Genomic DNA, 25,625 nt, shown 5'->3' with positions numbered 1-25,625 from the left:
GGTGTCCTGCGCTCCGTCGACCGGCCCGTCTACGACACCCTGATGGCCGACCAGCTCGACACCGCCGTCGAACAGCGCGGCAAGGGCGACCTCGCAGCCCTCCTCGCCGGCGGCGACACCTGGACCGTCATCGGCTGACGTGCCCCCTCTGACACCCGGCGCCGCACACCCCCGCGGCGCCGGGTTCGTACTCTCGCTCCCCACTCTCACAAGGAGGAACCCGCCATGCCTTCGAACGGCGTCGCCGACGAGGAATGGGCCGTCCGTGCGGTACGGGAGGCGGTCCCGCGCCGTCTGCTGATGTGCCGCCCGCAGTACTTCGACGTCACGTACAGCATCAACCCGTGGATGGACCCGCAGAAACCGACGGACACCGCGGCCTCCCTGCGGCAGTGGGAGGCGCTCCGGGAGCTGTACGTGTCGCTCGGACACACCGTCGAGGTGATCGAGCCGATCGAGGGCCTGCCGGACATGGTGTTCGCGGCCAACGGTGCCACCGTGGTCGACGGCAAGGTGCTGGGCGCGCGGTTCCGGCACCGGGAGCGGACCGCGGAGGGGCCGGCCTATCTGGACTGGTTCGAGCGGAACGGGTACCGCGAGACCCTGTGGCCGGAGTTCGTCAACGAGGGCGAGGGCGACTACCTGCGGGTCGGGCGGCGGCTGCTGGCCGGGACCGGGTTCCGCACCGATCCGCGTTCGCACGCCGAGGCGCAGGAGTTCTTCGGACTGCCGGTGACCGGTCTGACGCTGGTCGACCCGAACTTCTACCACCTGGACACCGCCCTCGCGGTGCTCTCGCCGACCGAGATCATGTACTACCCGGCGGCTTTCACGCCGGGCAGCCGGGCGGTCCTGCGGGAGATGTTCCCCGACGCGATCCTGGCCACGGACGAGGACGCGGCGGTGTTCGGCCTGAACGCCTTCTCCGACGGCCTCAACGTGTTGTTGCCGCAGGCGGCCACCGGGCTCGTCGAGAAGCTGAAGGACCGCGGCTTCCACCCGATCGGCGTGGAGCTGGGCGAGCTGCTCAAGGCGGGCGGCAGCGTCAAGTGCTGCACCCTCGTCCTGTAGGACGACACCGGCCACCGCCGGCCCTGTGCCGTGAGGCACTCGGGTCGGCGGTGGCCGATGGCCGGTCCGGACGGGGGATTCGCGGTCCGGCGTCAGAGGGGGCAGGTCAGCCCGTGTAGACGGGCTCCCGCTCGTGGCGCGGGCCGGGGATCGGGGCGGCGGCCGGGAAGCGGTTGAGCTTCTCGCCCTCCACGTCCATGTTCGGCAGCAGCCGGTCCAGCCAGCGCGGCAGCCACCAGGCGGACTTGCCGAGCAGGGCGAACAGGGCCGGCACCAGCGCCATGCGGACCACGAAGGCGTCGAAGAGCACGGCGGCGGCGAGACCGAAACCGATCATCTTCACGAAGTCGTTCGTGTCCAGGATGAAGCTGGAGAAGACGCTGGCCATGATGATCGCGGCGGCGGTGACGACGCGTCCGCCGTAGCGGAAGCCGGTGACCACCGCGTCGGAGGGGCTCGCCCCGTGGACGTACGCCTCCCGCATCCGGGCGACGAGGAAGACCTCGTAGTCCATCGCGAGACCGAAGACCACACCGATCATGAAGATCGGCAGCGTGCTCATGATCTGACCCTGCTGCTCGATGCCGAGGCTCTTGGCGAACCAGCCCCACTGGAAGACCGCGACGAGCGCGCCGAGCGAGGCGCTGATGGAGAGCAGGAAGCCCAGGGCCGCCTTGAGCGGGACGAGGACCGAGCGGAAGACCAGCAGCAGCAGGAGGAAGGCGAGGCCGACGACCAGACCCAGGTAGGGCAGGAGGGCGTCGTCGAGGGTCTTGGAGAAGTCGATGTAGAGGGCGGTCTGGCCGGTGACCAGGACCGTGGCGCCGTCGGCGGACCGGAACTCGTCCTTCATGCCGCGGATCGTCCGGACCAGTTCCTCGGTGGCGCGGTCCTGCGGACCGGTCTTCGGTACGACGTTGATGATCGCCGTGTCACCCTTGGGGTTGGTGGCCGCGGGGCTCACCTTCTCGACATTCTTGATCTTCGCGAGCTGCTCGCCGACCCGGCCCGCCGCGGCGGCCGTGTCCCTGCCCTGGACCGTGACGGTCAGCGAACCGTTGAAGCCGGCCCCGAAGGAGTCGGACAGGATGTCGTAGGCCTTGCGCTGGGTGGTGTCCTTCGCGTACGTGCCCTCGCTCGGCAGACCGAGCTGCATGCCGGCCGCGGGGATGGCGAGGGCGCCCAGGCCCACGACACCGACGAGCAGGACGAACAGCGGGCGGCGGACCACGAACGCGGCCCAGCGGGTGCCGAGGTTCGGCTTCTGGCGTGCGGCCCGCTTGTCCGCCTTGCGCTGCTGACGGGCGCTCAGCGGCTTGCCGTAGAACCGCTTGCGCTCGGCGCGGGGCATGACCTTGACCGGTGCGAAGCCGAGGAGCGCGGGGACGAGTGTGGTGGCGACGAGGACCGCGATGGCGACCGTGCCGGCCGCGGTGAGGCCCATCTTGGTGAGCATCGGCACGTTGACGACGGCGAGGCCCGCCAGGGCGATGATGACGGTGAGTCCGGCGAAGACGACGGCGGTGCCGGCGGTGCCGACGGCGCGTGCGGCGGCGTCCTGGCGCTCACGGCCCTCGGAGAGTTCGGCGCGGTAGCGGGAGATGACGAACAGGGCGTAGTCGATGCCGACGGCGAGGCCGATCATCATCGCCAGGGTGGAGGTGGTGCTCGACAGGCCCAGGGTGGAGCCGAGCGCGGTGATCGCGGAGATGCCGATGGCGACGCCGATGAGCGCGGTCAGCAGGGGCATGCCCGCGGCGATCATCGAGCCGAAGGTGAGGATCAGGACGAGGGCGGAGACCAGGATGCCGATGCCCTCGGTGCCGCTGCCCGAGCCCGCGTCCAGCTTGACCGCGTCACCGCCGGCCTCGACGGTCAGACCGCTCTTGCGGAAGTGGTCGAGGGTGTCGGTGAGAGCGTTGTGCGCCTTGTCGTCCAGCTTGGTGGCGGCGACCTTGTAGGTGGCGATCGCGTAGGCGGTGGTGCCGTCCTTGCTGACGGTGTTCGCCTTGAACGGGTCGGAGACGGCGGCCACTTCGGGTGCCTTGCCGAGCCGGGCGACCAGGTCCTCGACCTTGGCCTTCTCCTCCGGGTCGGCGAGCTTGTGGCCCTGCGGGGCGCGCAGCACCACACGGGCGGTGGCGCCGCTCGCGTTCGCCGCGGGGAACTTGTCCTTGAGCAGGTCGAAGGCCTTCTGGGACTCGGTGCCCGGCATGGAGAACGTGTCGGCGGGCGGTGCGGGCGCGGACGAGGCGGCGACGCCGATTCCGACGAGGACGGCGAGCCACAGCAGGGTCACCAGGCCGCGTCGCCGGAAGGCGAAGCGGCCCACTGATGAGAGGAAGGTGGCCATGTCGTACAGACTCCTGCTCTTACGCGGAATGTGAGGGGATCGGTGGTGCTGCCGGGACCGGTCGCCGGTCACGTCCAGAGGGTGGGGGCGGATGGGACGTCGTCGTGGTCGCGCGCGTGCACGAGGGGGAGGTCGGGTCGTCGGGCCGCGGGGGCTGTTGCGCCCCCGCGGTGTCCAGCGTCGCCGGGAGCACTTGAGGATGATTTGAAAGAAGCTCGAGTTGGGCCTCGAACACTGTCCGTACCGAGTTCTGATTCCTTGGAGTGCCCCGGGCACGGACGGAGGCGGAGGCCGAGATCATGACCGTCGAGCTGGCGGGCTCCGCCGAACGCGCCCTGCAGAGCCGGAAGTTCGCCGCCCTGTACGCGCAGGTGCAGCGGTTCTACGCGCACCAGATGCAGATACTCGACGCGCACGACACCGAGCGCTGGGCGGCCACCTTCACCGAGGACGCCGTCTTCGAACTGCCCTCACTGCCCGCGCCGGTGCTGGCGCGCGACGGGCTCGCCCACTACGTGCGCGCCGGCGCGGCACGGCAGCGGCGGGCCGGCGGCCGCCTCAACCACTGGGTCGGCATGCTCGACGTACAGCCCCAGGCGGACGGGTCGCTGCACACCCGCTGCTCGGCCCTGGTGTACCTCACGCCGAGCGGTGGCAGCTCCAAGGCCTTGTACGCGTACGTCATGGAGGACGTCCTGGTCCGCACCCACACCACCTGGCGCACCGCGCACCGCCGGGTGACCCGGGACGATCTGGCCTGAGCGCGGGGGGCCAGCGGGGCGACCGGGCCGCGTCGGGGGGAGGGTGCCGGAAGACGGCAGGGTTCAGCCGCTCTCGCTGCCGGACGCGGCCGTTCAGGCCGGATCATCGGATACGTATGGTTGTTCGAGCATTCCGAGATGTGTGCAGGGGATCTTCCCAGGAGGAGCCGCGAGCATGACCGCCCACCCGACCACAGCCGACTGGTGGCTCATCGCGGCCGGTGTCACCGTCGTCTACCTGGCGGTGATGCACCGGTGCATGCCGACCCCGAAGGCGAGGCTGCGCATGGTCACAGCCCCGCTGGCCGGCTGGGTGTTCCTCCTGCCCAACGCGGTGACAAAGGGCTACTCCGTGTCGCACACGCTGTATTTCTACAGCTGCGCCCTGCTGATGCTCGTCATCATGCTGGCGCCGGTCGCGAAAAGGGTCGCGGCCGACATCGCGGAACAGGAGGAGAAGCCCTGGGACAGGGTGCCTCTCAACTCCGTTTCCCTGTACTGGATGTGTGGATCGGCCGCGGCGTGCACCGTGGGAGTGGTCTGCCTCTGGTCGTTCGTTTCCTGACGTCACGGCAGGTTCGTGAACGCGGCGAAGACGTCGTCGAGTTCGTTGGTGTGCACGGTCAGCGACTCGGCCGTGACCGCCGCCGCGTCGAGGACGGTGAGCACGCTGCGGAGGGTCTCGGTGCCGGCGTCGCCGCGGATCTGGAGGGTGAGCGTCGCGACGTCGCTCGACGCGTCGCCGAGGCCCCGGCCCGCTCCGGCGCCGAAGGCGGCACGGGCACGGCCGAGCGCGACCGCATCGGCGAACCGCAGACGGATGAGAGCGGCGGGCGGACCGGTCCGGGGTGCCTGACGGAACTCGGCATCACCCGGCCCGGCACCGCGGTGATCGGCGTGATCACCGTCGCCGTACTCGGGAGCGCCGGCCGGTGGGTCCGCCACCGGGTCGCCCACCAGGACGAGCCGGGCGCGGGAGGGGCCCAGGGTGTGTGTCACGGGCACTGCCCTCGCCTTCGCCGAAGTGTTGTCGCCGGGGTGCCGTCGCTGTCGTCGTCGCCCGTTCACGCCGCCATGACCTCCGCCTCGTCCCGGTCCGGCACGATCACCGTGCCGACCCCGTCCTCGCTGAACATCTCCACGAGGACCGAGTGCGGGACCCGCCCGTCGATCACCCGGGCCGCGCCCACGCCACCCCGTACGGCGTGCAGGCAGCCGGTCATCTTGGGCACCATGCCGTCGCTCAGCTCCGGCAGCAGCTTCTCCAACTCGCCGGCCGTCAGCCGCTGGATGATCTCCTCGCTGTGCGGCCAGCCCGCGTACAGACCCGCCACGTCCGTCAGGATGACGAGCGCCTCGGCGCCCAGCGCCGTGGCGAGCGCGGCCGCCGCGGTGTCGGCGTTGACGTTGTAGACGCCACCGTCCTCGGCGCTGCGGGCGACAGGGGAGATCACCGGGATCCGGCCGGCCTCCAGCAGGGTGTGCAGGGTCGTGGTGTCCACCCGGGTGATGCTGCCGACCCGTCCGACATCGACCGCCTCGCCGTCGATCCACGGCATCAGCCGGGTGGCGGTGAGGGTGTCCGCGTCCTCGCCGCTCATCCCGACGGCCAGCGGGCCGTGACTGTTGATCAGACCGACCAGTTCGCGCTGCACCTGTCCGGTCAGCACCATCCGGACTACGTCCATCGCGAGCGGCGAGGTGACTCTCAGCCCGGCCCGGAACTCCCGCTGCAGACCCTGGCGTGCCAGCTCCCGGTCGATCTGCGGGCCGCCGCCGTGGACGACCACCGGCCGCAGACCGGCGTAGCGCAGGAAGGCGATGTCACGGGCGAAGGCCGCGGTCAGTTCCGCGTCGACCATGGCGTGGCCGCCCAGCTTGATGACGACCGTCCGGCCCTGGTGGCGGGCCAGCCACGGCAGTGCCTCGCCGACGGACCGGGCCTTGGACAGCGCTGAATGCGAACTGGGCGTCATGAGAAACCTCGCAATCGTCGGCCGTGGTGAATGCGCGGCCGGGCTGTAGTTTCCGGTCCATCATCGCGAGCCGGCCGGCGCGGGCGGAAGCTCTGGCGCCGATTACCTGTAGAAGTGGTCGAGTTCGGGTCGACGGCAACTGGATGTCCGGTCGACAGGACACGCACGACGGCTACCTGACCGCCGTGCTGAAAGTCCGCTGCACATCCTCTAAAAGTCCCCTGGAAGCCGTCTGGAAGTGCGCTGGAAAATCGCTCGACAACCGCTGAGGATTCTCCGCCGGTGCGCAAGACGGCAGTTCGGCATTGCCCGGAGAACTCTTCGACGTCAGCATGAGAAGCGAGGAAAGATCGCACCGGAGTCACTCGAGAAGGCGGACGGCGTTCGTCGTCCGGTCGACAGGACGGCGGTCTTGAGTCGGACCACGGAGAGGGTGCATCCCGGATGTTCGTCCCGAGTTTCTATCGTGAACCGGACAGTTCATGGAAAATCGATCTGATCCGAGAGAATCCGCTGGCTCTCGCGGTGTCCAACGGCAGCCCTGGGGGCATTCCGTTCGCCACCCATCTGCCGGTGATCCCCGACCCGGCGCAGGACGCCACCGGGTTCGCGGACGATCTGTCCGGGCTTGCTTTGCTGGCGCACATGAACCGGGCCAACCCGCACTGGAAGGCGCTCGCGGACGGCGACGCGGTCCTGCTGACCTTCACCGGCCCGCACTCCTATGTCTCGCCGACCGTGTACCAGGTGACCCCGGCGGCTCCGACCTGGAACTTCACCTCGGTCCACGTGCGGGGCGTGGTGGAGAAGTTCGACTCCATGGACGACGCCATGGACGTGGTGCAGGCCACCGTGCGGGCCTACGAGCGTGACTTCGGCACCGGCTGGGACATGAGCGAGTCGCTCGGCTACTTCCGCAAGATCGGACCGGCGGTGGGCGCCTTCCGGGTGCGGGTGACCGGGAGCGACGGGATGTTCAAACTCAGCCAGGAGCAGCCCGGCGAGGTCCGGGAGCGGGTGCGGGAGTCCTTCGCCGGCAGCGCCTGCACCTACAAGCGCGCGACGGCCGAACTGATCGGCCGGCTGCCGTGAAGCCCGGGCCCTGAGCGGTCAGGGCCCGGCACAGCTCACCGGAGGAAGCGTGCTCAGGCGCTGATGGCGGCCGGGCGCTCGGCTTCGGACAGGCCGCCGATGCCCTTGAGCCCACGCACTTCGGGCAGTTCCTTGAGGTCTCCCAGGACGCGGGCGGCCGCACGGTCGAGGCTCGCCATCACCCACTGGTCGAAGTCGACGCCCAGCTGCTCGGCGGCCTGGTGCCACGACCGGATCCGGCCGCCGGGGAGTTCGAGCCGGCGGACCGGCTCGACGGCGGTGCCGGTCCGTCCGCCCAGCTCACGGGAGGCACGGATGGCGCGGCGCAGCTGCTTGGTGGTCCAACGGTTCTGCTCCGCGCGGTCGAGCCACGTCTCCTGCTGGTCCAACGGCAGCGAGGCGAGCTCCGCGTGGTGCTGGAAGGTCAGCGCGGGGCGCCGCCGGTCGAACTCGAACCGACGGGAGACCCAGGCGTAGTTGCGCAGGGTCTGGTACTGCAGCCCGACGGCCCGGATGCCGTGCTGGTAGCGGTCCACGTAGTGGTCCTTGCCGAACACCAGCCAGTCGCCGAGCCACCAGGACGAGGAGTCGACGATGCCGGACAGCTGGCGGCCGGCCTGTTCCCACTCGTCGAAGGACGCCCCGGCGGGCATCCGCAGGCCGACCTTCGTGGTCATGACCTGACCCCGGCGTGGCGGCTCCCCGGGCAGCCTCCGCTGCTGTGGCACCACGGTCCGCTCCGGTCCGGTCTGTCCGTTTCCCGATCGTTCGACGTTGCTGGCGTGAATCGCCATCAGGCCTCCATGTAACGCGTGCGAACAGGTGGGAGCCTGACACGCCGTCCTGGAGTGCCCATGAATTACGACTTGTGTCCGACGCGCCGACATCCGTGCGGGCGGACCTCCGTGATCTCCGCAGACGGACATTTCACTTCCCGGTGCAGGCAGGTGCCGTTCCCGTGCGGGGGCGCCTTCCCCGGGGGCGGCTGACCCCCCAGCGGATCTCGAACCGTTTCCGGCTCGCCTTGCAGCGTTCCTCGACGGCCGGCCGTCCCGGTCCGAGGGCTCCAGTGCCATGCGTTCCGTGCTCCAGTTGGCGCCAGCAAAGTCAGCAGCACGCACAGGCGTGCGTGCTCATCTCCGCACTGTCCGGCGAGCGGTTCACCACGACCGGCCGTACACCACCCCAGGGGGACACCCATGAAGCTCAGGATCCGCGCGGCCGCCGGCCTGCTCGCCGCCGGCGCGCTGCTGGCGCTGACGACAGCCGCACCCGCCACCGCCGCGACCAGAACCAGAACCGGCCACCTGGACTCCCATTCCGGGGTTCAGGACGTGCTGAACCGCGCGGTGACCGAGGGCGGTCTGCCCGGCGCCACCGCCCAGATCGTCGACGGCCGCGACGGGAACTGGTTCGGCCGCGCCGGGGTGGCCGACCTCGGCACGGGGGCCCAGCAGCAGCCGCAGAACCGGTTCCGGATCGGCGGCACCAGCCAGACGTTCGTGGCCACCGTGATGCTGCAGCTGGTCGCCGAGCACAAGGTGAGCCTGGACGACTCGGTGGAGCGGTGGCTGCCCGGTCTGGTCGACGGCAACGGCTACGACGGCAGCAAGATCACCGTTCGTCAACTGCTCAACCAGACCAGCGGGATCTACAACTACGTGCTCTCCAGCACCATCCTGGGCGACGTCATCGGCACCGCCTTCCTTGAGCACCGCTTCGACAGCCTGACCCCCGAGCAGCTGGTCGGCCTCGCCGTCGCCTACCCGCCGGCCTTCGCCCCCGGCACCAGCTGGGGCAGCTCCGAGACCAACTACGTGCTGGCCGGCCTGATCATCGAGAAGGCCACCGGGCGGAGCCTGGCCGACGAGATCCACGACCGCATCGCCCGCCCGCTCCACCTGACCGGCACCTACGAGCCGGCCGCCGGCGACACCGGGATCGACGGCCCGCACGGCCGCGCCTACTCCCACCTCAACCAGTCCGGCTCCGACATCCCGTCCTACGACGTCACCGAGCTGAACCCCGGCCTGGTCTTCGCCACCGGCGACATGATCTCCACCACCGGCGACCTCGACACCTTCTTCGGCGCGCTCCTGCGCGGCCGGCTGCTGCCGCCCGCCGAGCAGCAGGAGATGTTCACCATGTCCCAGACCACCAACTGGATCCCGGGCATGAACTACGGGTACGGCATCGCCTCGACCACGCTGTCCTGCGGCACCACCGTGTACGGCATGTTCGGCGGCACCGAGGGCTCCTGGACCTACACCTACGGCACCCGGGACGGCCGACACCTGCTCTCCACCAACGTCAACGGCGACTGGCTGTACGGCACGGGCTGGTCCATGCAGGCGCCGATCGGTGTCTTCGACGCCGAGCTGAAGGCGGAGTTCTGCGACAAGTAGCCCGACCGGCCACGACACGCCCCGGCGGTCGAACGGGACACCGGATGTCCCCCGTTCGACCGCCGGGGCGTCGACGTCTGTCACGAACCGGTCAGGAGTAGGCGTAGAAGCCGCGGCCGGACTTCTTGCCCAGCAGTCCGCCCTCCACCATCCGCAGCAGCAGGGCGGGCGGGGTGAACTGCGGTTCGCGGAACTCCGCCCGCAGGGACTCGGCGATCGCGGCGACGACGTCCAGGCCGATCATGTCGGTCAGCCGCAGGGGCCCCAGGGGGTGCGAGCAGCCGAGCGTCATGCCCTGGTCGACCACGTCGGCCGTGGCGAAGCCGGACTCGACCATCCTGATCGCGCTCAGCAGGTAGGGGATGAGCAGGGCGTTGACCACGAAGCCGGCCCGGTCGGGCGAGCGGATCGGGGTCTTGCCGAGGGCGCCCCCGACGAACTCGTCCATGCGCCGCAGGGTGGGCTCCCCGGTGAGCAGCGAACCGATCAGCTCCACCAGCGGCATCACCGGCACCGGGTTGAAGAAGTGCAGGCCGACCACCTGCTCCGGCCTACCGGTGACCCTGGCCAGGCGCATGATCGGGATCGACGAGGTGTTCGACGCGAGGATGGCGTGCGGGGACTCGACGACCTTGTCCAGGGCCACGAACAGCTCGGACTTCTCGACCTCGTTCTCCCGGATCGCCTCCACCACGAGGTCGCGGTCGGCCAGGTCGTCGAGGTCGGTGGTGAACGCGATGCGCTCCAGTGTGGCGTCCCGGTCGGCCCCGGACATCTTGCCGCGGCTCACGGCCCGGTCCAGCGAGGAGACCAGCCGCCCCCGCCCGGCGGGCACGGAGGCGGGCCCGGAGGCCACGACCACCACGTCCAGCCCGGCCCGGCCGCAGATCTCGGCGAGCCCGGCGCCCATCGTGCCGCTGCCGACGATCCCCACCCGGTGGATGCCACCGGGCGTGCTGACGGTGCCGGTCATGCGGACACCCCCCACCGCAGCAGGCAGGCGCCGATGGACATACCCCCACCGAAACCGGCCATCAGAACCAGATCGCCGTCGGACAGCTCGTTGCCCCGGTTGGCCCGGTCGAGCGCGAACGGCACCGCCGCACTGCCCATGTTGCCGAACTCCTTCAGTACCAGGTGGGTGTGCGCGCCGGACAGCCCGGACCGCTCCACCAACTCATCCAGCAGTACTCCGTTGGCCTGGTGCGGGACGAAGTGGTCCACCTCGTCGAGGCCGACGCCTGCCTTCGCGCACAGAGCCGCCAGGGCCGGCGGCACCTGTTCCATCACGAAGTCCCGCACCCCGCGGCCGTTCATCCGGAAGTAGTGGGCGCCGTCGTCCACGGTCTGATGGCTGCTCGGCAGCCGGCTGCCGCCCGCCTCGACCCGGATCAGGCCGCCGGCGTCGCCCCGGCTGGCCAGGTGGAACGCGAGCAGGCCCGGCTCGGCCGCCGCGCCGACCACGGCCGCACCCGCGCCGTCGCCGAAGAGCACCGCGGTCCTGCGGTCGGTGAAGTCCAGGATGCGCGAGTAGACGTCGGCGCCGACCACCAGCGCGCGGGCGCCCGGGTGCACCGCGATCAGGCTGCGCGCCAGCACGAGGCCGTACACGAAACCGCTGCACACCACGTTGATGTCGAAGCAGGCCGCGTTCCAGGCGTCCAGCCGGTTCTGCACCAGATAGCTGGTCGGCGGTTGCGGCGAGTCCCCGGTCGAGGTGGCCACGATGAGGTAGTCCACCTGGTCGGCGGTCAGCCCCGCGTTCTCCAGCGCCTCTTGGGCGGCCCGCGTGGCGAGGTCGGAGGTCGCCTCGCTCTCGGCGGCGTAGCGCCGGTTCAGGATCTGCGTCTTGCGCTCGATCCACTCCGCCTCGACGCCCACGCGCTCGGCCACCTCGGTGTTGCTGATCTCCTCCTTGGGCGCGTACGAGCCCGTCCCCAGGATGCTCACGGCGTGCTCGGTCACTCTCGCCTCCCCCTCGTCACCTGGCGGGCCCGGCGAGGACCGGTACCGGGCTCGGGGACCGGTCCGGGACCCGGAGCGGATTGATCCGGTCCGCGCCGATCCGGGCACGCGACTCGGGGTCGGTGACCCCGAGCCCGGTCCGCGGGGCCAGGCACAGCACACCGACCTTGCCCATGTGCTGGTTGTTCTGCACCAGCCGGGCGGCCTCGCCGATCTCGTCGAGCGGATACACGGTGGACAGCGCCGGCATGAGCTTGCCCAGCTGCACCAGCCGGTTGAACTCCCGCAGTTCCTGCAGGTTGGCCGCGTGACTGCCGATGATCCGCTTCAGGTTCATCCACAGGTATCGGTTGTCGTACTGGTGCTGGTAGCCGGTGCTGGACCCGCAGGTGACGACCACACCGCCCTTGCGCACCACGAACACCGAGATCCCGAAGGTGGCGGCGCCCACGTAGTCGAACACCACGTGCGGGTCCTCGCCCACCTCGGCCCGGATCCGCCTGCCGAGCCGCTTGCCCATGGCGATGGTCTCGTCCGGGCTCGGGGTGTGGCCGCCCAGGCCGATGTCGTTGCGGTTGATGACCACGTCACAGCCCAGCCGACGCAGCGCCTCGGCCTTCTCCTCCGAGCTGACCACACCGACCGGGATGCCGCCGCCCGCCTTGACCAGCTGCACCGCGTAGGCGCCGAGACCGCCGGTCGCCCCCCAGATCAGCACGACGTCGCCCTGCTTGATGCGCGCACCGCGGTCGCTGACCAGCATCCGGTAGGCGGTGCTGCCGCACAGCGACAGGGACGCGGCCTCCTCCCAGGTCAGGTGCGCGGGCTTGGGCACCAGCTGGCTGACCCGCACCACCGCGTAGTGGGCCAGGCCGCCGAAGTTCGTTTCGAAGCCCCACACACGCTGCTCCGTGCCGAGCATGCCGTCGGCGTGCGTCGCGGGCTCCTGGTCGTCCACGTAGGACGGTGAGACGACCACATGGTCGCCGACCCCCCAGTGCCGAACCCCCGAGCCGACCCGCACGATCACACCGGCGGCGTCCGAACCGATCACATGCGTCGGCCGGTCGTGCCGGGCGGCGAACCCGCCCTGGCGGCCGAACCGGCGCAGGAAGTCGAAGGTGGGCAGCGGTTCGAACAGCGCCGACCAGACCGTGTTGTAGTTGACGGAGCTGGCCATGACCGCGACCAGCGCCTCGTCCGGCGCCAGTTCGGGCATCGGCACCCTTCCGACCCGGAGCGAGCGGCGCACGTCCCTGTCCGGGACGCCGTCGAACATGCGGGCGTCCTCTTCGTGCAGGTACGCGGCCAGGTACTCGTCCGGCACGCTCTGCCGGACCAGTTCGTCAGGCGAAGCACCCGCGAGAGCGGCTTCGGCCAATGCGTCCATCAGGAATTCCTTTGCCCTTGTCGCGGCGCAAACGCGGTCGCCGCTGTGCGACGGTGTTCCGCTGGGGGTGGGGCTCGTCCCGCGTCTGTCCAGGCAGGAGACCAGGCCCTGACGGGTCAGCCGCGCAGACCGTACGTCGGCTGCGCGCGCTCCCGATCGCGTCGGCGGGGGGAAATCGGCTGAACCCGAATTCGAGCGGCCCTTCAATGGACCACTGCTCGGTCATAGTGGCACAGCGCCCCAGTGCGGTACAGGTTCGGGCGGACGGGCAGGCGGCAAGGATTCTTCCGGCCTTGTGATGCTGGCGTTCGAGTCATAAGTTCGTCAGCATTCATGGGGCGCGGGAGCATGCCGGGTGTCCTGTCGACAGGACGACGGCGTCGGCGGACCCGGCCCGGACCGGCCCCAGGGGCTTCTCCTGACGAATTCCAATCCCGAGTCTTCTCGTGGCGGTTAAGGACGGTGGCAGTTGAGTACCAACCCCTTCGATGATCAGGACAGCCGCTTCTACGTCGTGGTCAACGACGAGGAGCAGCACTCCCTGTGGCCGGTGTTCGCCGAGGTGCCCGCAGGCTGGCGGGTCGTGTTCGGCGAGGCGGCCAGGTCCGAGTGCCTGGAGTACGTCGAGCAGAACTGGACCGACATGCGGCCCAAGAGCCTGCGGGAGGCCATGGCGGTCGACTGAGATCCGCTCGAATTCCGCGGGAGAACGCCGGCTGGGAGACGAAGGTTGTGGGGGACATCCTGTGAGAACCGCTAGCAGTTACAAACCGAAACCGATGGCCACCGGCGGTGAGCCCGCGCAGCGCGACGTGGTCCTCTCCTTCGTGGGGCAGCAGGCGACGGTGCAGAAGTCGGGGATGATCCTCCCGAAGGACCTCTCGGAGCGGTCCTGGGAGCGCATCGGGGCCAGCCTGCGCGAACTGACGAACTCCTCGGCGTGGTGGCTCGCCGACTGGCTGATCTACGGGGAGGCCACCTACGGGTGGCGGCGGTACAAGGAGGCGATCGAGCGCACCGGGCTCGACTACCAGACCTTGCGCAACTACGCGTGGGTCGCCCGCCGGTTCGAGCACCACCGCAGGCGGGACAGCCTCAGCTTCGCCCACCACGCCGAGGTGACGCGCCTGTCGCCACCGGAGCAGGACTACTGGCTGCGCAAGGCGGAGCAGCAGAAGTGGTCGCGCAACGAACTGCGCAGGGCGGTGCGCGCCAGCCTGGCCGAGCAGAGCCGCGACAGCGAGATCCCCCCGGGCGGCGCCGACGAGAAGCAGGAGGTGCCCCGGCTCGCCGAGTCGGCGGGCGCCGACAAGCGTCTGCGGAAGGCCGCCACGCTCACCATCGAGCTGTCGGCCGACCAGCTCGACTACTACTCGAAACTGGCCGCCGCGCACGGTCTGCCCGTCGAAAAGTGGGTGACCCAGGTGCTCGACGCCACCGATCGGCTCACCGCCTAGAGGCACAGCCCGTTCCCTTGGTGCACCGGCGGCTCGGCTGATCGGACACCTGTCACATCGGAGTCAGTTGATGATCCTTCAGGGAAAGCGGGTTGCCCTGCCCTCGGCGCCCGTGGTCCACAAGCAGTTCGAGGCGCACGCGAAGGCCACCCCCGACGCCGTCGCCGTCTTCTGTGCCGGACAGCAGGTGACGTACGCGGAACTGGACGCGGCGGCCAACCGGTTCGCGCACTTCCTCGCGACGTGCGGACACGGCCGCGGCGCCAAGGTCGGCGTGTGCCTCGACTACTCGGTCGACATGCTCGTCGCCATCCTCGGCACGCTGAAGGCCGGCGCGGCCTACGTGCCGTTCGACCCTGCCTACCCGTCGGCCAGGCTCCAGCTGCTGCTGGACCAGGTGCCCGACCTCGCCCTGATCGTGGCCTCGCCGGCGACGGCCGCACTGGTCGAGTCGGCGGCCGTCGAGGTCATCGACCTCGGACGGCTGGCGGACTACCTGTCGGGTCTGCCGGCGACCGCCCCGGCCGTCCCGGTCACCGGGGACGACGTGTGCTACGCCGTCTTCACGTCCGGCTCGACCGGTACGCCGAAGCTGACCGCGGTGCGGCACGAGGGCTGGTTCAACCTGATGAACTGGCTGAAGCTGGAGTACGGCCTGCACCAGGGGTCGAACAACCTGGTCGTCAGCGCGTTCGGGTTCGACCTCTCCCAGCGGGCCCTGATGACACCGCTGTTCTGCGGCGCCACGCAGTACCTGATGGCGAGCCGGAACTTCGACGCCATGCTGGCCTACCGCATGCTGACCGAGCACGACATCCGCGTGATCCACTGTGCCTCCAGCACCCTGTACCTGCTGGTGGACTGGGAGACCGCGCGGGGCGGTGACGCGCTCACCCGGCTCGACTACATGCTCTTCGGCGGGGAGCCGCTGAAGTTCGAGCGCATCGCCGACTGGGCCCGTCGCGAGGGCAACACCTGCACCCTCCTGCACCAGTACGGCGTCGCCGAGTGCACGGACGTCGCGACCTCCTACGACCTCGCCGGGCACCGGCTCGGCGGACAGGTCGCACCGGTCGGCAGGCCGGCCTACAACACCGACATCCACCTCCTGGACGCGCAGCTGCGGGGGGTCGCGCCGGGGGAGCAGGGCGAGATCTGCATCGCCGGGTCCAGCGTCGGCGCGGGCTACCTCAACACGGGCCCGGAGAACCAGAAGTTCACGACGATCGAGGTCGACGGCAAGCCGCGCCGGGTGTACCGCACGGGCGACCGCGGCTACGTCACCGAGGCCGGCGAACTCATCGTCCTCGGCAGGATCGACGCGCAGGTGAAGGTGCGGGGCATGCGCATCGACCCCACCGACATCGAGCGCGCGCTCGCCAGGCTGGCCGGCGTCAGGGAGGCCGCCGTGGTGGTCACCCGCACCGGCGCCGGCGAGGCCGAACTGACCGCGTTCATTGTCCCGGCGGGGGAGGACCTCGCCGAGAACGACGTGCGCACCGGTCTCCTTCATACCCTGCCGCGGAACATGGTCCCGGCCGCGTTCGTCACCGTCCCGCGGCTCCCGCTGAGTCCGCACGGAAAGGTGGACCGCGCGGCGCTGGTCGACGCGTACACGAACCAGCGCGCCGGTAGCGCCACGGCGGCATGACGGCGGCCCGTGATGACAATCGAGAGGAATTCGGTGATGATTTCCGACGGGGTGCGCACCATATGGTGCCGGGAACTCAAGCGCGATGACATATCGGGTGACGACGACTTCTTCGCCCTGGGCGGACAGTCGGTGATCATGGCCAGGATCCAGGGCGCCTACATCGAGGAGCTGGGCGTCGAGGTGCCGATGGACCAGATGTACCTCAACCCCACGGTGGCGACGATCTCCGCGTACATCGCATCCCTGGACGCGGTGAAAACCCGGTAGTCTCAAGGCCCTTCGGGCCGTGTTGTGTCTCGCCGGCGAGACACAACACGGCCCGAAGTGTTTTTACGGCCAGCCCGTTTCCATATGTATTTCCCGAGCCGGTCGGGACGGCTAACATCAAATTCGTGCTCGTTTAGCGGGTATTCCGTCCGCTGCGTCGATAGCGCGCTTGAGAAACGCTAAATTTCCGGCTGAGATCGCTGTGCGGTCAAAAAACAATCTGGTAGGAGTGGCGCTATGTACGACGTGATTGTCATAGGTGCCCGATGCGCGGGCTCGCCCACGGCCATGTTGTTCGCTCAGCAGGGGTACCGGGTCCTGCTGCTGGAGAAGGCGCGCTTCCCGCAGGACACGCTGTCCTCGCACTACATCCACCTGGAGGGCGTGGCACTCCTGAAGCGCTGGGGGCTGCTCGACAAGCTCCGCGAGGCCGGCTGCCGGCCCATCACCCACCAGAGCTACGAGGGGCCCGGCGTCCGCATCGACGGCTTCTCCCTGCCGATCGACGGCCTGCGGACCACGTACGCCCCGAGGCGGTACGTGCTCGACCCGATCCTCGCGGACGGTGCCGTCGCGGCCGGTGTGGAGTTCCGGGAGTCGTGCGCGGTCAACGACCTGGTCTTCGAGGGCGACCGGGTCGTCGGCGTGCGGTACACCACGCCCGGCGGCGTCCAGGCGACGGACCGGGCCCGCCTCGTCGTCGGCGCGGACGGCATGCGCTCCCTGGTGGCCCGCAAGGCCGGCGCCCCGAACGTCATCGAGCACCCGCGGCTGACCTGCACCTACTACAGCTACTGGGCCGGGGTCCCGGCGCACTTCGAGCTGTACGAGCGGCCGGGGCGCTGGGTCGGTGTCATCCCCACCAACGACGACCTCACGTTGCTCATGACCTATTTCCCGCAGGACGAGTACCACGACGTCCGCAAGGGAGTGGAGCCGTTCTACCTGGAGACCTTCCGTTCCACGGCGCCCGAACTGTACGAGCGGATGCGATCCGGCGAGCGCGTCGAGCAGTTGTACGGGACAGGGCACCAGGAGAACTACTTCCGCAAGGCGTTCGGTCCCGGCTGGGTGCTGGTCGGTGACGCGGTGAACCACAAGGACTCCATCACCGCCCGCGGCATCACCGAAGCCTTCGTCCAGGCCCAGACGCTCACCGAGTACATCGGGGACCGGCTGCACGACGACGCCGCGCTCACGGCGGCGCTCGGCCGCTACGAGGACAACCTGGGCGACGACGCCTTCAGCCACTACCAGGGCGCGCTCAACGTGGCCGAACTCAAGCCCGAGGGGCGGGTCGAGATGCTGCGGAAGCTGGTCGGACACCAGGAACTGGTCGACCGGTACTTCTCGACGCTGTCGGGGGCGTGCTCCATCGACGACTTCTACAACGACGAACTGTTGACCTTGCTCGACCAGAGCTGAGTGACGGCTCGCTCCCTGGTTCTGCCGATTTTGGAGACTCAATGATCCCGTTGTCGTTCGCGCAGCGTCGGCTGTGGTTCGTGGACCAGTTCGAAGGCCCTTCACCGACCTACAACGGCTCCTTCGCCCTGCGGCTGACCGGTGAGCTGGACGTGGAGGCGCTGCAGGCGGCGCTCCGCGACGTCATCGACCGGCACGAGGTCCTGCGCACGGTCATCGTCGAGGGCGACGACGGCGTGCCGCACCAGCAGGTGCTGGCGTCCGGGGAGAAGCCGTTCCACCTGCCGGTCGTCGAGGCCACCGAGGAGGAGCGGGCGGCCGCGGTCGACGCGGTTGCCACCGAGACCTTCGACCTCGCCGCCGACATCCCGATCCGCGCCACGCTGGTGCGGTGCGGACCGCGCGAGCACACCCTCGTCGTCGTGGCGCACCACATAGCCGTGGACGGCGAGTCCTTCGGGCCGCTGTTCCGCGATCTCACCACCGCCTACGCGGCCCGCAGGGAGGGCAGCGCCCCGGCGTGGGAGCCGCTCCCGGTGCAGTACGCGGACTACACGCTGTGGCAGCGGGACGTGCTGGGTGACGAGTCCGACCCGGACAGCCTGGCGTCCCGGCAACTGGCCTACTGGCGTGAGGCGTTGGCCGATCTGCCGCAGCCGCTGGCCATGCCGACCGACCGCCCGCGCCCCAGGGTGATGAGCCCCGAGGGCGACCGGGTCCAGTTCTCGATCGGCCCCGACCTGCTGGGGGCCGTGGAGAAGCTGGCCGCGGAGGCGGAGACCACGGTGTCGATGGTCATGCACTCGGCGCTGGCGGTGCTCCTGCACCACCTCGGGTGCGGTGACGACCTGCCCATCGGCGCGCCGATCACCGACCGCACCGACGAGGAACTGCGCGACCTCGTCGGGTTCTTCGTCAACACCTGGGTGCTGCGCGTCGACCTCTCCGGGACCCCCACCTTCCGTCAGCTGCTCCAGCGGGTGCGGGAGCGGTCCCTGGCCGCGTACGACAACCAGGACATGCCGTTCGAGCGACTGGTGGAACTGCTCAACCCGGACCGCTCCACCGCCTACAACCCGTTCTTCCAGGTCATGCTCTCCTGGCAGCCTCCCGTGCCGGATCTGGAACTGCCCGGCCTCGGCGTGCGCACCGAGAGGCTGGAGACCAACACGGCCAAGTTCGACCTGTTCTTCGACCTGCTCCCGAACAACTCGGGCGGCGCCGAGTGCCGTCTGGAGTACGCCACCAGCCTGTTCGACCGGGACACGGCCGAAGGCATCGCGCAGCGGTTCGTACGCGTACTGGGCCGGCTCGTGGCCGACCCGCAGCGGGCGATCGGCACCGTCGACGTACTCGACCCGGCCGAGCGCAACCAGCTGCTCACCCGGTTCAACGAGACGGCCACCGACCTGCCCGAGCTGACCGTCCCCGAGCTGTTCGAACGTCAGGCGGCCAGTACGCCCGACGCCCCGGCGATCGTGTGCGAGGACCGGACGCTGACCTACCGGGAACTGGACGAGCGGGCCAACGGCGTCGCCTGGGAGCTGGTGCGGCTCGGTGCCGGTCCGGAGGACCTGGTCGTCCTCTCTCTGCCGCGCACCGAGGACCTGGTGGTCGGCCTGCTCGGGATCCTCAAGTCCGGTGCCGGATACGTGCCGATGGACCCCCAGTACCTCAGCGGGCGGGCGGAGACCGTGCTGTCCGAGGCCCGCCCGAGGTTCGCGGTCACCGACACCGAGACCTGGCAGGACCTGCCGGACAACGACATCCCGACCGTCAACCTCGACCGGCGCGCGGAGTGGGACACGCCCGCCGGGGTGCCCGACGACACCGCCCGGGTCTCCCCGCTCGGCCCGGACAACCTGGCGTACGTGATGTACACGTCCGGCTCCACGGGCAAGCCGAAGGGCGCGGCGATCACCCACCGCAACCTCGTCAACGGCGTGCGCGAGCTGGTACGGGTCCTCGACGCGCCGCCCGGCTGGCGGATGCTGGCCGGCACCTCGGTCAACTTCGACGTCTCCGTCTTCGAGCTGCTGACCACCCTGTCCACCGGCGGCACGGCCGAGGTGGTGCCGAACGCGCTGACGCTCGGCGAGCGGGACAGCTGGGACGGACACGTGATCAGCGCGGTCCCCTCGGTCCTCGGTGAACTGGTCGGCCACCTGGACCGGACGACGGACGTGCGCACGGTCGTCCTCGCGGGCGACGTGCTCCCGGCCCGGCTGGTACGACAGCTGCGCGAGGCCCTGCCCGGCGTGCAGGTCGTGAACTCCTACGGGCAGAGCGAGAGCTTCTACGCCACCACCTTCTCCCTCGCGGCCGGCGAGGAGTGGGCGGAGGGCGACGTCGCGCCCATCGGCACCCCGCTGGGCAACATGCGCGCCTACGTCCTGGGCCCGGGACTCGCCCCGGTGCCGCAGGGCGTGATCGGCGAGCTGTACGTCGCCGGGACCTGCCTGGGCCGCGGCTACCACGGCCACCCCGCCCTGACCGCCGAACGCTACCTGCCCAGCCCGTTCGGCCCGCCCGGCGAGCGGATGTACCGCACGGGCGACCTGGCCCGCTGGAACGCCCAGGGCCGGCTGGAGTGCGTCGGCCGCGGCGACGGCCAGGTGAAGGTGCGCGGCTTCCGCATCGAGACGGCCGAGGTCGAGGCCGCGCTCACCGCGCACCCCGGCATCAGCGAGGCCGTGGTGATCAGCCGCGAGGTGCCCTCGGGCGGCCGGCGGCTCGTCGGCTACGTGGTGCACACCGGCGAGGGGGCCGTCGGTGACGACGGCGCCGGCGGTATCGGCGACGTGGACGTGCAGGCCGGTGCCTCGGCCGCCGAACTGCGCAAGTTCGTCGCGGCACGGCTGCCCGACTACATGGTGCCGTCGGCCTTCGTGGCCCTCGGCCGGCTGCCGCTCGGCCCGACCGGCAAGCTGGACCGCTCGGCGCTGCCCGAACCGGAGTTCCTCGGCGAGGCCTACCGCGAGCCGCGCACCGAGGCCGAGACGATCATCACTGCGGCCTACGCGGACGTGCTCGGTGTGGAGCGGATCGGTGTCGACGACGACTTCTTCGCGGTGGGCGGGGACAGCCTGCGGTCCATCCAGGTGGTGGCGCGGGCCCGGGCCCGGGGCCTGACCCTCACCACGCGGGAGATCTTCGAGTGCCGCACGGCGGCCCGGCTCGCCGAGGTCGCCTCCGCCCGCCGGGACCAGGTGCCCGCGCTCGCGGAGCTCGAGGGCGGCGGCGTCGGCCCGATGCCGCTGCAGCCGGTGGCCCGGCACGTCTTCGAGCACGGCGCCGGCATCGACCGGTTCGCCATGTCGATGGTGCTGGAGCTGCCCGCTGGCATCGACGAGAACGGACTGGCCGCGACGCTGGACGCCGTACTCGACCGGCACGACCTGCTGCGCGCGCGACTGGTGCGCGGCGACGAACTCTCCCTCGCAGTGCGTCCTCGGGGCGCCGTGCGGGCCGCGGACCTGATCCGCCGGGTCGCCTGCGACGGCCGGTGGGACGAGCCGGACCTGCTCGGCCTGGCGAAGGCGGAACTGGACGAGGCGACCGGGCGACTCGACCCGGAAGCCGGGACCATGGCGGACTTCGTCTGGTTCGCCGCCGAGTCGGGCGAGGGCCGGCTGCTGGTGGTGCTGCACCACCTGGTGGTGGACGGCGTCTCCTGGCGCATCCTCATGTCGGACTTCGCCGAGGCATGGCAGCAGGTCCGCTCCGGCAGGACGCCCGAACTGCCCGCGGTCGGCACCTCGGCCCGCCGCTGGGCCGCCGCGCTGGAGAACGAGGCGTTCTCCCCCGAGCGCGAGGACGAACTGGACCACTGGCGCGACACGCTGGAGTCGCCCAACCCGCCGCTGGGCACCCGCGCGTTCGACCCGGCGGTGGACGTGTTCTCCACCCTCGACACCGTGCGCGTCGAACTGCCCGCCGAGGTCACCGACGCGGTGCTGACCAGGCTCCCCGCCGCCTACAAGGGCACCGGCACCGACGTGCTGCTCGCCGCGCTCGCCCTCGCGGTCACCCGCTGGCGCGGTGACGACAGCTCGACCCTGGTCCGGCTGGAAGGGCACGGCCGCGAGGAGGACGTCGTCCCCGGCGCCGACCTCTCCCGCACCGTCGGATGGTTCACCAGCATGTACCCGGCCCGGGTGGACGTGCGGGGCGTGGACCTCGACGACGTGCTGGCCGGCGGTCCCGCCGCGGGCCAGGCCGTCAAGCGGGTCAAGGAACAGCTGCGCTCGGTGCCGGACAAGGGCGTGGGGTACGGACTGCTGCGCTGGCTGAACCCGGAGACCGCCGTCCAGCTGGAGGAGTACGCGGCACCGCAGATCGGCTTCAACTACCTCGGCCGGATCTCCGACGCCGACGTGCCCGAGCATCTGCGCGCCCAGGGATGGGTGCCGGCCGACTGGTCCTCCGAGCTGATCGCGATGCCCGACCCGGACCTGCCCGCGCTGTCCGCGCTGGAGGTCAACTCCGTCGTCACGGACACCGCCGACGGCACCCGGCTACAGGCCGCCTTCATGTTCCCCACCGGGGTGCTGTCCCGCGAGCGGACCGCCGAACTGGCCGAGCTGTGGGCCCAGGTGCTGCACGGCATGGCCGTACACGCCGCCCGCCCGGAAACCGGCGGACTCACCCCCTCGGACGCCCCGCTGGTCTCGGTGCGCCAGGACGAGATCGACGCCTGGGAGCAGCGCTACGGCCGGCTGGCCGAGGTGTGGCCGCAGGCGCCGGGCCAGTTGGGCATCCAGTTCCAGGCCGCGTTCGCCGACGGCGCCTTCGACGTCTACCACATGCAGTTCCTGCTGCACCTGTCCGGACACGTGGACCCGGCGCGCATGCGGGCGGCCGGGCAGGCGCTCCTGGAGCGCTACCCGAACCTGCGTTCCGCGTTCGTCGCCGGAGCCGACGGAGAACCGGTCCAGGTCGTCGCCGAGCACATCGCCATCCCCTGGCGGCACGTCGACCTGACCGGCCTCGGTGAGGCCGAGCAGATCGCGGCCGTCGACAAGGCCCTCGCCGAGGACCGGGCCGAACAGCTCGACCCCTCCCGGCCGCCGCTGATCCGCCTGGCCCTGCTCACCTGCGGGCCGCGGCAGGCGAAGCTCATCCTCACCGCGCACCACACCCTCTTCGACGGCTGGTCGTCGCCGCTGGTCATCAAGGACCTGGTCCGGCTGTACGCCGGCACCGAGGAGCTGGCTCCGGTCCGCAGCTACGGCGACTACCTGGGCTGGCTGGCAGGGCAGGACCGGGACGCGTCGGCCGCCCGGTGGCAGGAGGAACTGGCCGACTTCGACCAGCCGACCCTGGTGGCCGCGGACCTCCCCGTCCGGGGAGAGGCGAAGGCCCTCGGGCGCGTCGAGGTTCCGCTGTCGATCGACAAGGGCCGCGAACTCGCCCGGCGCGCCGCCGAACTCGGCGTCACGCTGAACACCCTCCTGCAGGGCGCGTGGGCGGTCCTGCTCTCGAAGCTGACGGGGCAGCACGACGTCGTGTTCGGCGCCGCCGTCAACGGCCGTCCCGCGGACCTCGCCGGCTCGGACGAAATGGTCGGCCTGTTCATCAACACCCTGCCGACGAGGGTGCGCTGCCGGCCGGACGACAGCGTGGGCGAGGTCATCACCGACCTGCAGAACCGCCAGATCTCCCTGCTCGACCACCACTACTACGGGCTGGCCGACATCCAGCGCGCCGTCGGGGTGCCCTCGCTGTTCGACACGATCGTCGTCTTCGAGAACTACCCGATCGACCGCGAGGGCATCGTCGAGGCGAACGAGTCGGCGGGCTTCACCATCGACGCCATCCGCCCCTTCGCGGGCTCGCACTACCCGCTCACCCTCAACTCCTCCGACCCCTACCTGCGGCTCTCCCTCGACTACCAGACCACCCTCTTCGACCGCGACGCGGCCGAGGTGGTCGCCGCCCGGCTCGTCCGGGTGCTGGACCAGGTGCTCGACGACCCGCAGACACCGGTCGGCGCCATGGAGGTGCTGTCGGAGCAGGAGCGGGACTGGCTGGTGCGGCGGGTCAACGACACGGCGCGTCCGGTGGCCGACGACACTCTGCCGGGCGCGTTCGAGGCCCAGGCGGAGCGCGACCCCGACCGGGTGGCCCTGATCGCTGAGCAGGAGACGCTGACCTACGGCGAGTTCAACCGGCGCGCCAACCAGCTGGCGCACTGGCTGGTCGAGCGGGGCGCGGGCCCCGAGCGGCTGGTCGCCGTGCGCATCCCGCGCTCGGTCGACCTGATGGTGGCGATCTACGCGGTGGTCAAGGCCGGCGCGGCCTATCTGCCGGTGGACCCCGAACTGCCCGAGGACCGGGTGCGGCACGTGCTGGACAGCGCCCGGCCGCTGCTGGTCCTCGACGCGGACCTGCCGGACGTCTCCGGACAGCCGCAGACCAACCCGGCGCGCGCGCTGTCGCCGGACAACGCCGCGTACGTGATCTACACCTCCGGCTCCACGGGCGGCCCCAAGGGCGTGCAGGTGGCACACCGGTCGATCATGAACCGGCTGAAGTGGGGTCTGGCCCACTTCGAGGTCGGTGCCGAGGACCGGGTGCTGCTGAGCACGACGGCGAGCTTCGACGTCTCGGTGCCCGAGCTGTTCGCGCCGCTGCAGACCGGTGCCGCCGTGGTCATCGCGCGTCCGGACGGGCGCCGGGACCCGGCCTACCTCGCCGACCTGATCCGGCGGGAACGGGTGACCGGCGCGGACTTCGTGCCCTCCCTGCTGGAGGCGTTCGTCACCGAGCCCTCGGCCAAGGAGTGCACCAGCCTGCGCTGGATCGAGGTCGCGGGCGAGGCCTTCCCGGCCGCGCTGGCCAACAAGGTCGTCGACCTGCTGCCCGGCTGCGGTGTGCACAACCTCTACGGCCCCACCGAGGCGGCGGTCGAGGTCACCGCGTGGCAGCACGTGCCGGGGGCGGACCGGGTGCCGATCGGCGCACCCATCTGGAACACCCAGGTGTACGTGCTGGACGCGGCGCTGCGCCCGGTCCCGCCGGGGGTCGCCGGTGAGCTGTACCTCGCCGGCACCGGGCTCGCGCGGGGCTATCTCGGGCAGAGCGCGCTGACCGCCGGCCGGTTCGTCGCCTGCCCGTACGGTGCGCCGGGCACCCGGATGTACCGCACCGGCGATGTCGTGCGGTGGAACCAGGACGGCCAGGTCGAGTACATCGGGCGGTCCGACTTCCAGGTCAAGGTGCGCGGTTTCCGCATCGAGCTGGGTGAGGTGGCGTCGGCGCTGACCGCGCACCCGGACGTCGACAACGCGGTGGTCGTCGTGCGGGAGGACCGCGCCGGTGACCAGCGGCTGGTCGCGTACGTCGTGCCGGACGGCCAGGCGGACCCGGCCCGGCTGGACGTCGAGGCCCTGACGGACCTGGTCCGGCAGAACCTGCCGGAGTACATGGTCCCTTCGGCGATCGTGCCGCTCGCCGAGTTCCCCACCACCCCGAGCGGCAAGCTCGACCGCGGCGCGCTCCCCGCGCCCGACCACACCGAGGCCGCGGCGGGACGAGGGCCGCGCAACCACAACGAGGAAGTCCTCTGCCGGCTGTTCGCCGAACTGCTCGGCGTGGAGGAGACCGGCATCGACGTCGACTTCTTCAAGTACGGCGGGCATTCGCTGCTCGCCACCCGGCTGATCGGCCGCATCCGCAACGAGCTCGACGTCGACGTGAAAGTCACGACGGTGTTCCGCAATCCGACCGTCGCCCAACTGGCGGACCGGATCCAGGAGCTGGCCACGTCGAACCGCCCCCAGCTTCGCAAGATGACCGTGTAGGAGA

The 25,625-nt window shown here is 70.6% G+C and carries 18 protein-coding genes and 1 pseudogene; 12 read left to right on the top strand and 7 right to left on the bottom strand.

Annotation, left to right across the window (positions count from 1 at the left end):
- A pseudogene (locus tag ACFYMM_RS37125) lies at positions 1 to 138 on the top strand (2-oxoacid:ferredoxin oxidoreductase subunit beta); the annotation flags it as partial.
- A gap of 87 nt (positions 139 to 225) precedes the next feature.
- Positions 226 to 1,071, top strand: a complete 846-nt coding sequence (gene ddaH / locus ACFYMM_RS37120; RefSeq protein ID WP_388395298.1) for a dimethylargininase — start codon at positions 226 to 228, stop codon at positions 1,069 to 1,071.
- A 106-nt stretch (positions 1,072 to 1,177) separates the two neighbouring features.
- Here the strand turns inward: ddaH and ACFYMM_RS37115 are convergent, their stop codons facing one another.
- Complete coding sequence (locus ACFYMM_RS37115; RefSeq protein WP_388395295.1) at positions 1,178 to 3,424, bottom strand: MMPL family transporter; 2,247 nt, start codon at positions 3,422 to 3,424, stop codon at positions 1,178 to 1,180.
- A gap of 299 nt (positions 3,425 to 3,723) precedes the next feature.
- On the opposite strand from ACFYMM_RS37115, the gene ACFYMM_RS37110 reads away from it, so the two are divergent.
- Together ACFYMM_RS37110 and ACFYMM_RS37105 are read left to right on the top strand one after the other, a co-directional pair.
- Positions 3,724 to 4,185 carry a nuclear transport factor 2 family protein gene (locus ACFYMM_RS37110; protein ID WP_388395291.1) on the top strand — a complete coding sequence of 154 codons (462 nt, stop codon included), beginning with the start codon at positions 3,724 to 3,726 and terminating at the stop codon, positions 4,183 to 4,185.
- Between the two features lie 175 nt (positions 4,186 to 4,360).
- Positions 4,361 to 4,750 (top strand): hypothetical protein, encoded by a 390-nt coding sequence (locus tag ACFYMM_RS37105; RefSeq protein WP_388395288.1) that lies wholly within the window; start codon positions 4,361 to 4,363, stop codon positions 4,748 to 4,750.
- Between the two features lie 2 nt (positions 4,751 to 4,752).
- Here the strand turns inward: ACFYMM_RS37105 and ACFYMM_RS37100 are convergent, their stop codons facing one another.
- Together ACFYMM_RS37100 and argB are read right to left on the bottom strand one after the other, a co-directional pair.
- A complete protein-coding gene (locus ACFYMM_RS37100) occupies positions 4,753 to 5,184 on the bottom strand; it encodes a hypothetical protein (protein WP_388395286.1) in 432 nt (143 codons plus the stop codon).
- A 65-nt stretch (positions 5,185 to 5,249) separates the two neighbouring features.
- Entirely contained in the window at positions 5,250 to 6,161 is a 912-nt protein-coding gene (argB, locus tag ACFYMM_RS37095) for an acetylglutamate kinase (RefSeq protein WP_388395284.1), read from the bottom strand.
- Between the two features lie 444 nt (positions 6,162 to 6,605).
- Between argB and ACFYMM_RS37090 the strand changes: the two genes are divergently transcribed.
- Entirely contained in the window at positions 6,606 to 7,253 is a 648-nt protein-coding gene (locus tag ACFYMM_RS37090; RefSeq protein ID WP_388395281.1) for an FMN-binding negative transcriptional regulator, read from the top strand.
- Positions 7,254 to 7,306: 53 nt separating this feature from the next.
- Here the strand turns inward: ACFYMM_RS37090 and ACFYMM_RS37085 are convergent, their stop codons facing one another.
- Positions 7,307 to 7,930 (bottom strand): LmbU family transcriptional regulator, encoded by a 624-nt coding sequence (locus ACFYMM_RS37085; protein ID WP_388395279.1) that lies wholly within the window; start codon positions 7,928 to 7,930, stop codon positions 7,307 to 7,309.
- Between the two features lie 522 nt (positions 7,931 to 8,452).
- On the opposite strand from ACFYMM_RS37085, the gene ACFYMM_RS37080 reads away from it, so the two are divergent.
- Positions 8,453 to 9,658: a serine hydrolase domain-containing protein gene (locus ACFYMM_RS37080; RefSeq protein WP_388395275.1), complete on the top strand. Its 1,206-nt coding sequence runs from the start codon at positions 8,453 to 8,455 to the stop codon at positions 9,656 to 9,658.
- A 91-nt stretch (positions 9,659 to 9,749) separates the two neighbouring features.
- On the opposite strand, the gene ACFYMM_RS37075 is transcribed toward ACFYMM_RS37080, so the two are convergent.
- Genes ACFYMM_RS37075 through ccrA form a run of 3 tightly spaced genes read right to left on the bottom strand, consistent with a single transcriptional unit; the run spans position 9,750 to position 13,013 of the window.
- Positions 9,750 to 10,631, bottom strand: a complete 882-nt coding sequence (locus tag ACFYMM_RS37075; protein ID WP_388395273.1) for a 3-hydroxybutyryl-CoA dehydrogenase — start codon at positions 10,629 to 10,631, stop codon at positions 9,750 to 9,752.
- Positions 10,628 to 11,623, bottom strand: coding sequence for a 3-oxoacyl-ACP synthase III family protein (locus tag ACFYMM_RS37070; RefSeq protein WP_388395270.1), 996 nt, complete (start codon positions 11,621 to 11,623; stop codon positions 10,628 to 10,630). The genes ACFYMM_RS37075 and ACFYMM_RS37070 overlap by 4 nt, the downstream gene beginning before the upstream one ends.
- Positions 11,624 to 11,639: 16 nt before the next feature.
- Positions 11,640 to 13,013, bottom strand: coding sequence for a crotonyl-CoA carboxylase/reductase (gene ccrA, locus ACFYMM_RS37065; RefSeq protein WP_388395267.1), 1,374 nt, complete (start codon positions 13,011 to 13,013; stop codon positions 11,640 to 11,642).
- 469 nt (positions 13,014 to 13,482) lie between these two features.
- Here ccrA and ACFYMM_RS37060 point away from each other — a divergent pair, with 469 nt between their 5' ends.
- The 6 genes from ACFYMM_RS37060 to ACFYMM_RS37035 all read left to right on the top strand — a co-directional run bounded on the left by ACFYMM_RS37060 (position 13,483) and on the right by ACFYMM_RS37035 (position 25,621).
- A complete protein-coding gene (locus ACFYMM_RS37060; protein WP_388395264.1) occupies positions 13,483 to 13,698 on the top strand; it encodes an MbtH family protein in 216 nt (71 codons plus the stop codon).
- A 94-nt stretch (positions 13,699 to 13,792) separates the two neighbouring features.
- Complete coding sequence (locus tag ACFYMM_RS37055; protein WP_388395261.1) at positions 13,793 to 14,470, top strand: LmbU family transcriptional regulator; 678 nt, start codon at positions 13,793 to 13,795, stop codon at positions 14,468 to 14,470.
- Positions 14,471 to 14,540: 70 nt separating this feature from the next.
- Complete coding sequence (locus ACFYMM_RS37050; RefSeq protein ID WP_388395258.1) at positions 14,541 to 16,121, top strand: amino acid adenylation domain-containing protein; 1,581 nt, start codon at positions 14,541 to 14,543, stop codon at positions 16,119 to 16,121.
- 36 nt (positions 16,122 to 16,157) lie between these two features.
- Positions 16,158 to 16,391, top strand: coding sequence for a phosphopantetheine-binding protein (locus ACFYMM_RS37045; protein ID WP_388395257.1), 234 nt, complete (start codon positions 16,158 to 16,160; stop codon positions 16,389 to 16,391).
- A 237-nt stretch (positions 16,392 to 16,628) separates the two neighbouring features.
- On the top strand, positions 16,629 to 17,816 hold the full coding sequence (locus tag ACFYMM_RS37040) for an NAD(P)/FAD-dependent oxidoreductase (protein WP_388395255.1): 1,188 nt from the start codon (positions 16,629 to 16,631) through the stop codon (positions 17,814 to 17,816).
- A 41-nt stretch (positions 17,817 to 17,857) separates the two neighbouring features.
- Complete coding sequence (locus tag ACFYMM_RS37035; RefSeq protein ID WP_388395252.1) at positions 17,858 to 25,621, top strand: amino acid adenylation domain-containing protein; 7,764 nt, start codon at positions 17,858 to 17,860, stop codon at positions 25,619 to 25,621.
- Positions 25,622 to 25,625: the final 4 nt, after the last annotated feature.

The organism is Streptomyces sp. NPDC006739, from assembly GCF_042869815.1.
Lineage (GTDB): Bacteria > Actinomycetota > Actinomycetes > Streptomycetales > Streptomycetaceae > Streptomyces.
This window is presented reverse-complemented; position numbering and strand designations above follow the sequence as displayed.

Excerpts from the sequence above, each read along its gene's own strand:
- ddaH (WP_388395298.1), top strand. The coding sequence starts at position 226 with ATGCCTTCGAACGGCGTCGCCGACGAGGAATGGGCCGTCCGTGCGGTA.
- ACFYMM_RS37115 (WP_388395295.1), bottom strand. The coding sequence starts at position 3,424 with ATGGCCACCTTCCTCTCATCAGTGGGCCGCTTCGCCTTCCGGCGACGC.
- ACFYMM_RS37110 (WP_388395291.1), top strand. The coding sequence starts at position 3,724 with ATGACCGTCGAGCTGGCGGGCTCCGCCGAACGCGCCCTGCAGAGCCGG.
- ACFYMM_RS37105 (WP_388395288.1), top strand. The coding sequence starts at position 4,361 with ATGACCGCCCACCCGACCACAGCCGACTGGTGGCTCATCGCGGCCGGT.
- argB (WP_388395284.1), bottom strand. The coding sequence starts at position 6,161 with ATGACGCCCAGTTCGCATTCAGCGCTGTCCAAGGCCCGGTCCGTCGGC.
- ACFYMM_RS37090 (WP_388395281.1), top strand. The coding sequence starts at position 6,606 with ATGTTCGTCCCGAGTTTCTATCGTGAACCGGACAGTTCATGGAAAATC.
- ACFYMM_RS37085 (WP_388395279.1), bottom strand. The coding sequence starts at position 7,930 with ATGACCACGAAGGTCGGCCTGCGGATGCCCGCCGGGGCGTCCTTCGAC.
- ACFYMM_RS37080 (WP_388395275.1), top strand. The coding sequence starts at position 8,453 with ATGAAGCTCAGGATCCGCGCGGCCGCCGGCCTGCTCGCCGCCGGCGCG.
- ACFYMM_RS37075 (WP_388395273.1), bottom strand. The coding sequence starts at position 10,631 with ATGACCGGCACCGTCAGCACGCCCGGTGGCATCCACCGGGTGGGGATC.
- ccrA (WP_388395267.1), bottom strand. The coding sequence starts at position 13,013 with ATGGACGCATTGGCCGAAGCCGCTCTCGCGGGTGCTTCGCCTGACGAA.
- ACFYMM_RS37055 (WP_388395261.1), top strand. The coding sequence starts at position 13,793 with ATGGCCACCGGCGGTGAGCCCGCGCAGCGCGACGTGGTCCTCTCCTTC.
- ACFYMM_RS37050 (WP_388395258.1), top strand. The coding sequence starts at position 14,541 with ATGATCCTTCAGGGAAAGCGGGTTGCCCTGCCCTCGGCGCCCGTGGTC.
- ACFYMM_RS37045 (WP_388395257.1), top strand. The coding sequence starts at position 16,158 with ATGATTTCCGACGGGGTGCGCACCATATGGTGCCGGGAACTCAAGCGC.
- ACFYMM_RS37040 (WP_388395255.1), top strand. The coding sequence starts at position 16,629 with ATGTACGACGTGATTGTCATAGGTGCCCGATGCGCGGGCTCGCCCACG.
- ACFYMM_RS37035 (WP_388395252.1), top strand. The coding sequence starts at position 17,858 with ATGATCCCGTTGTCGTTCGCGCAGCGTCGGCTGTGGTTCGTGGACCAG.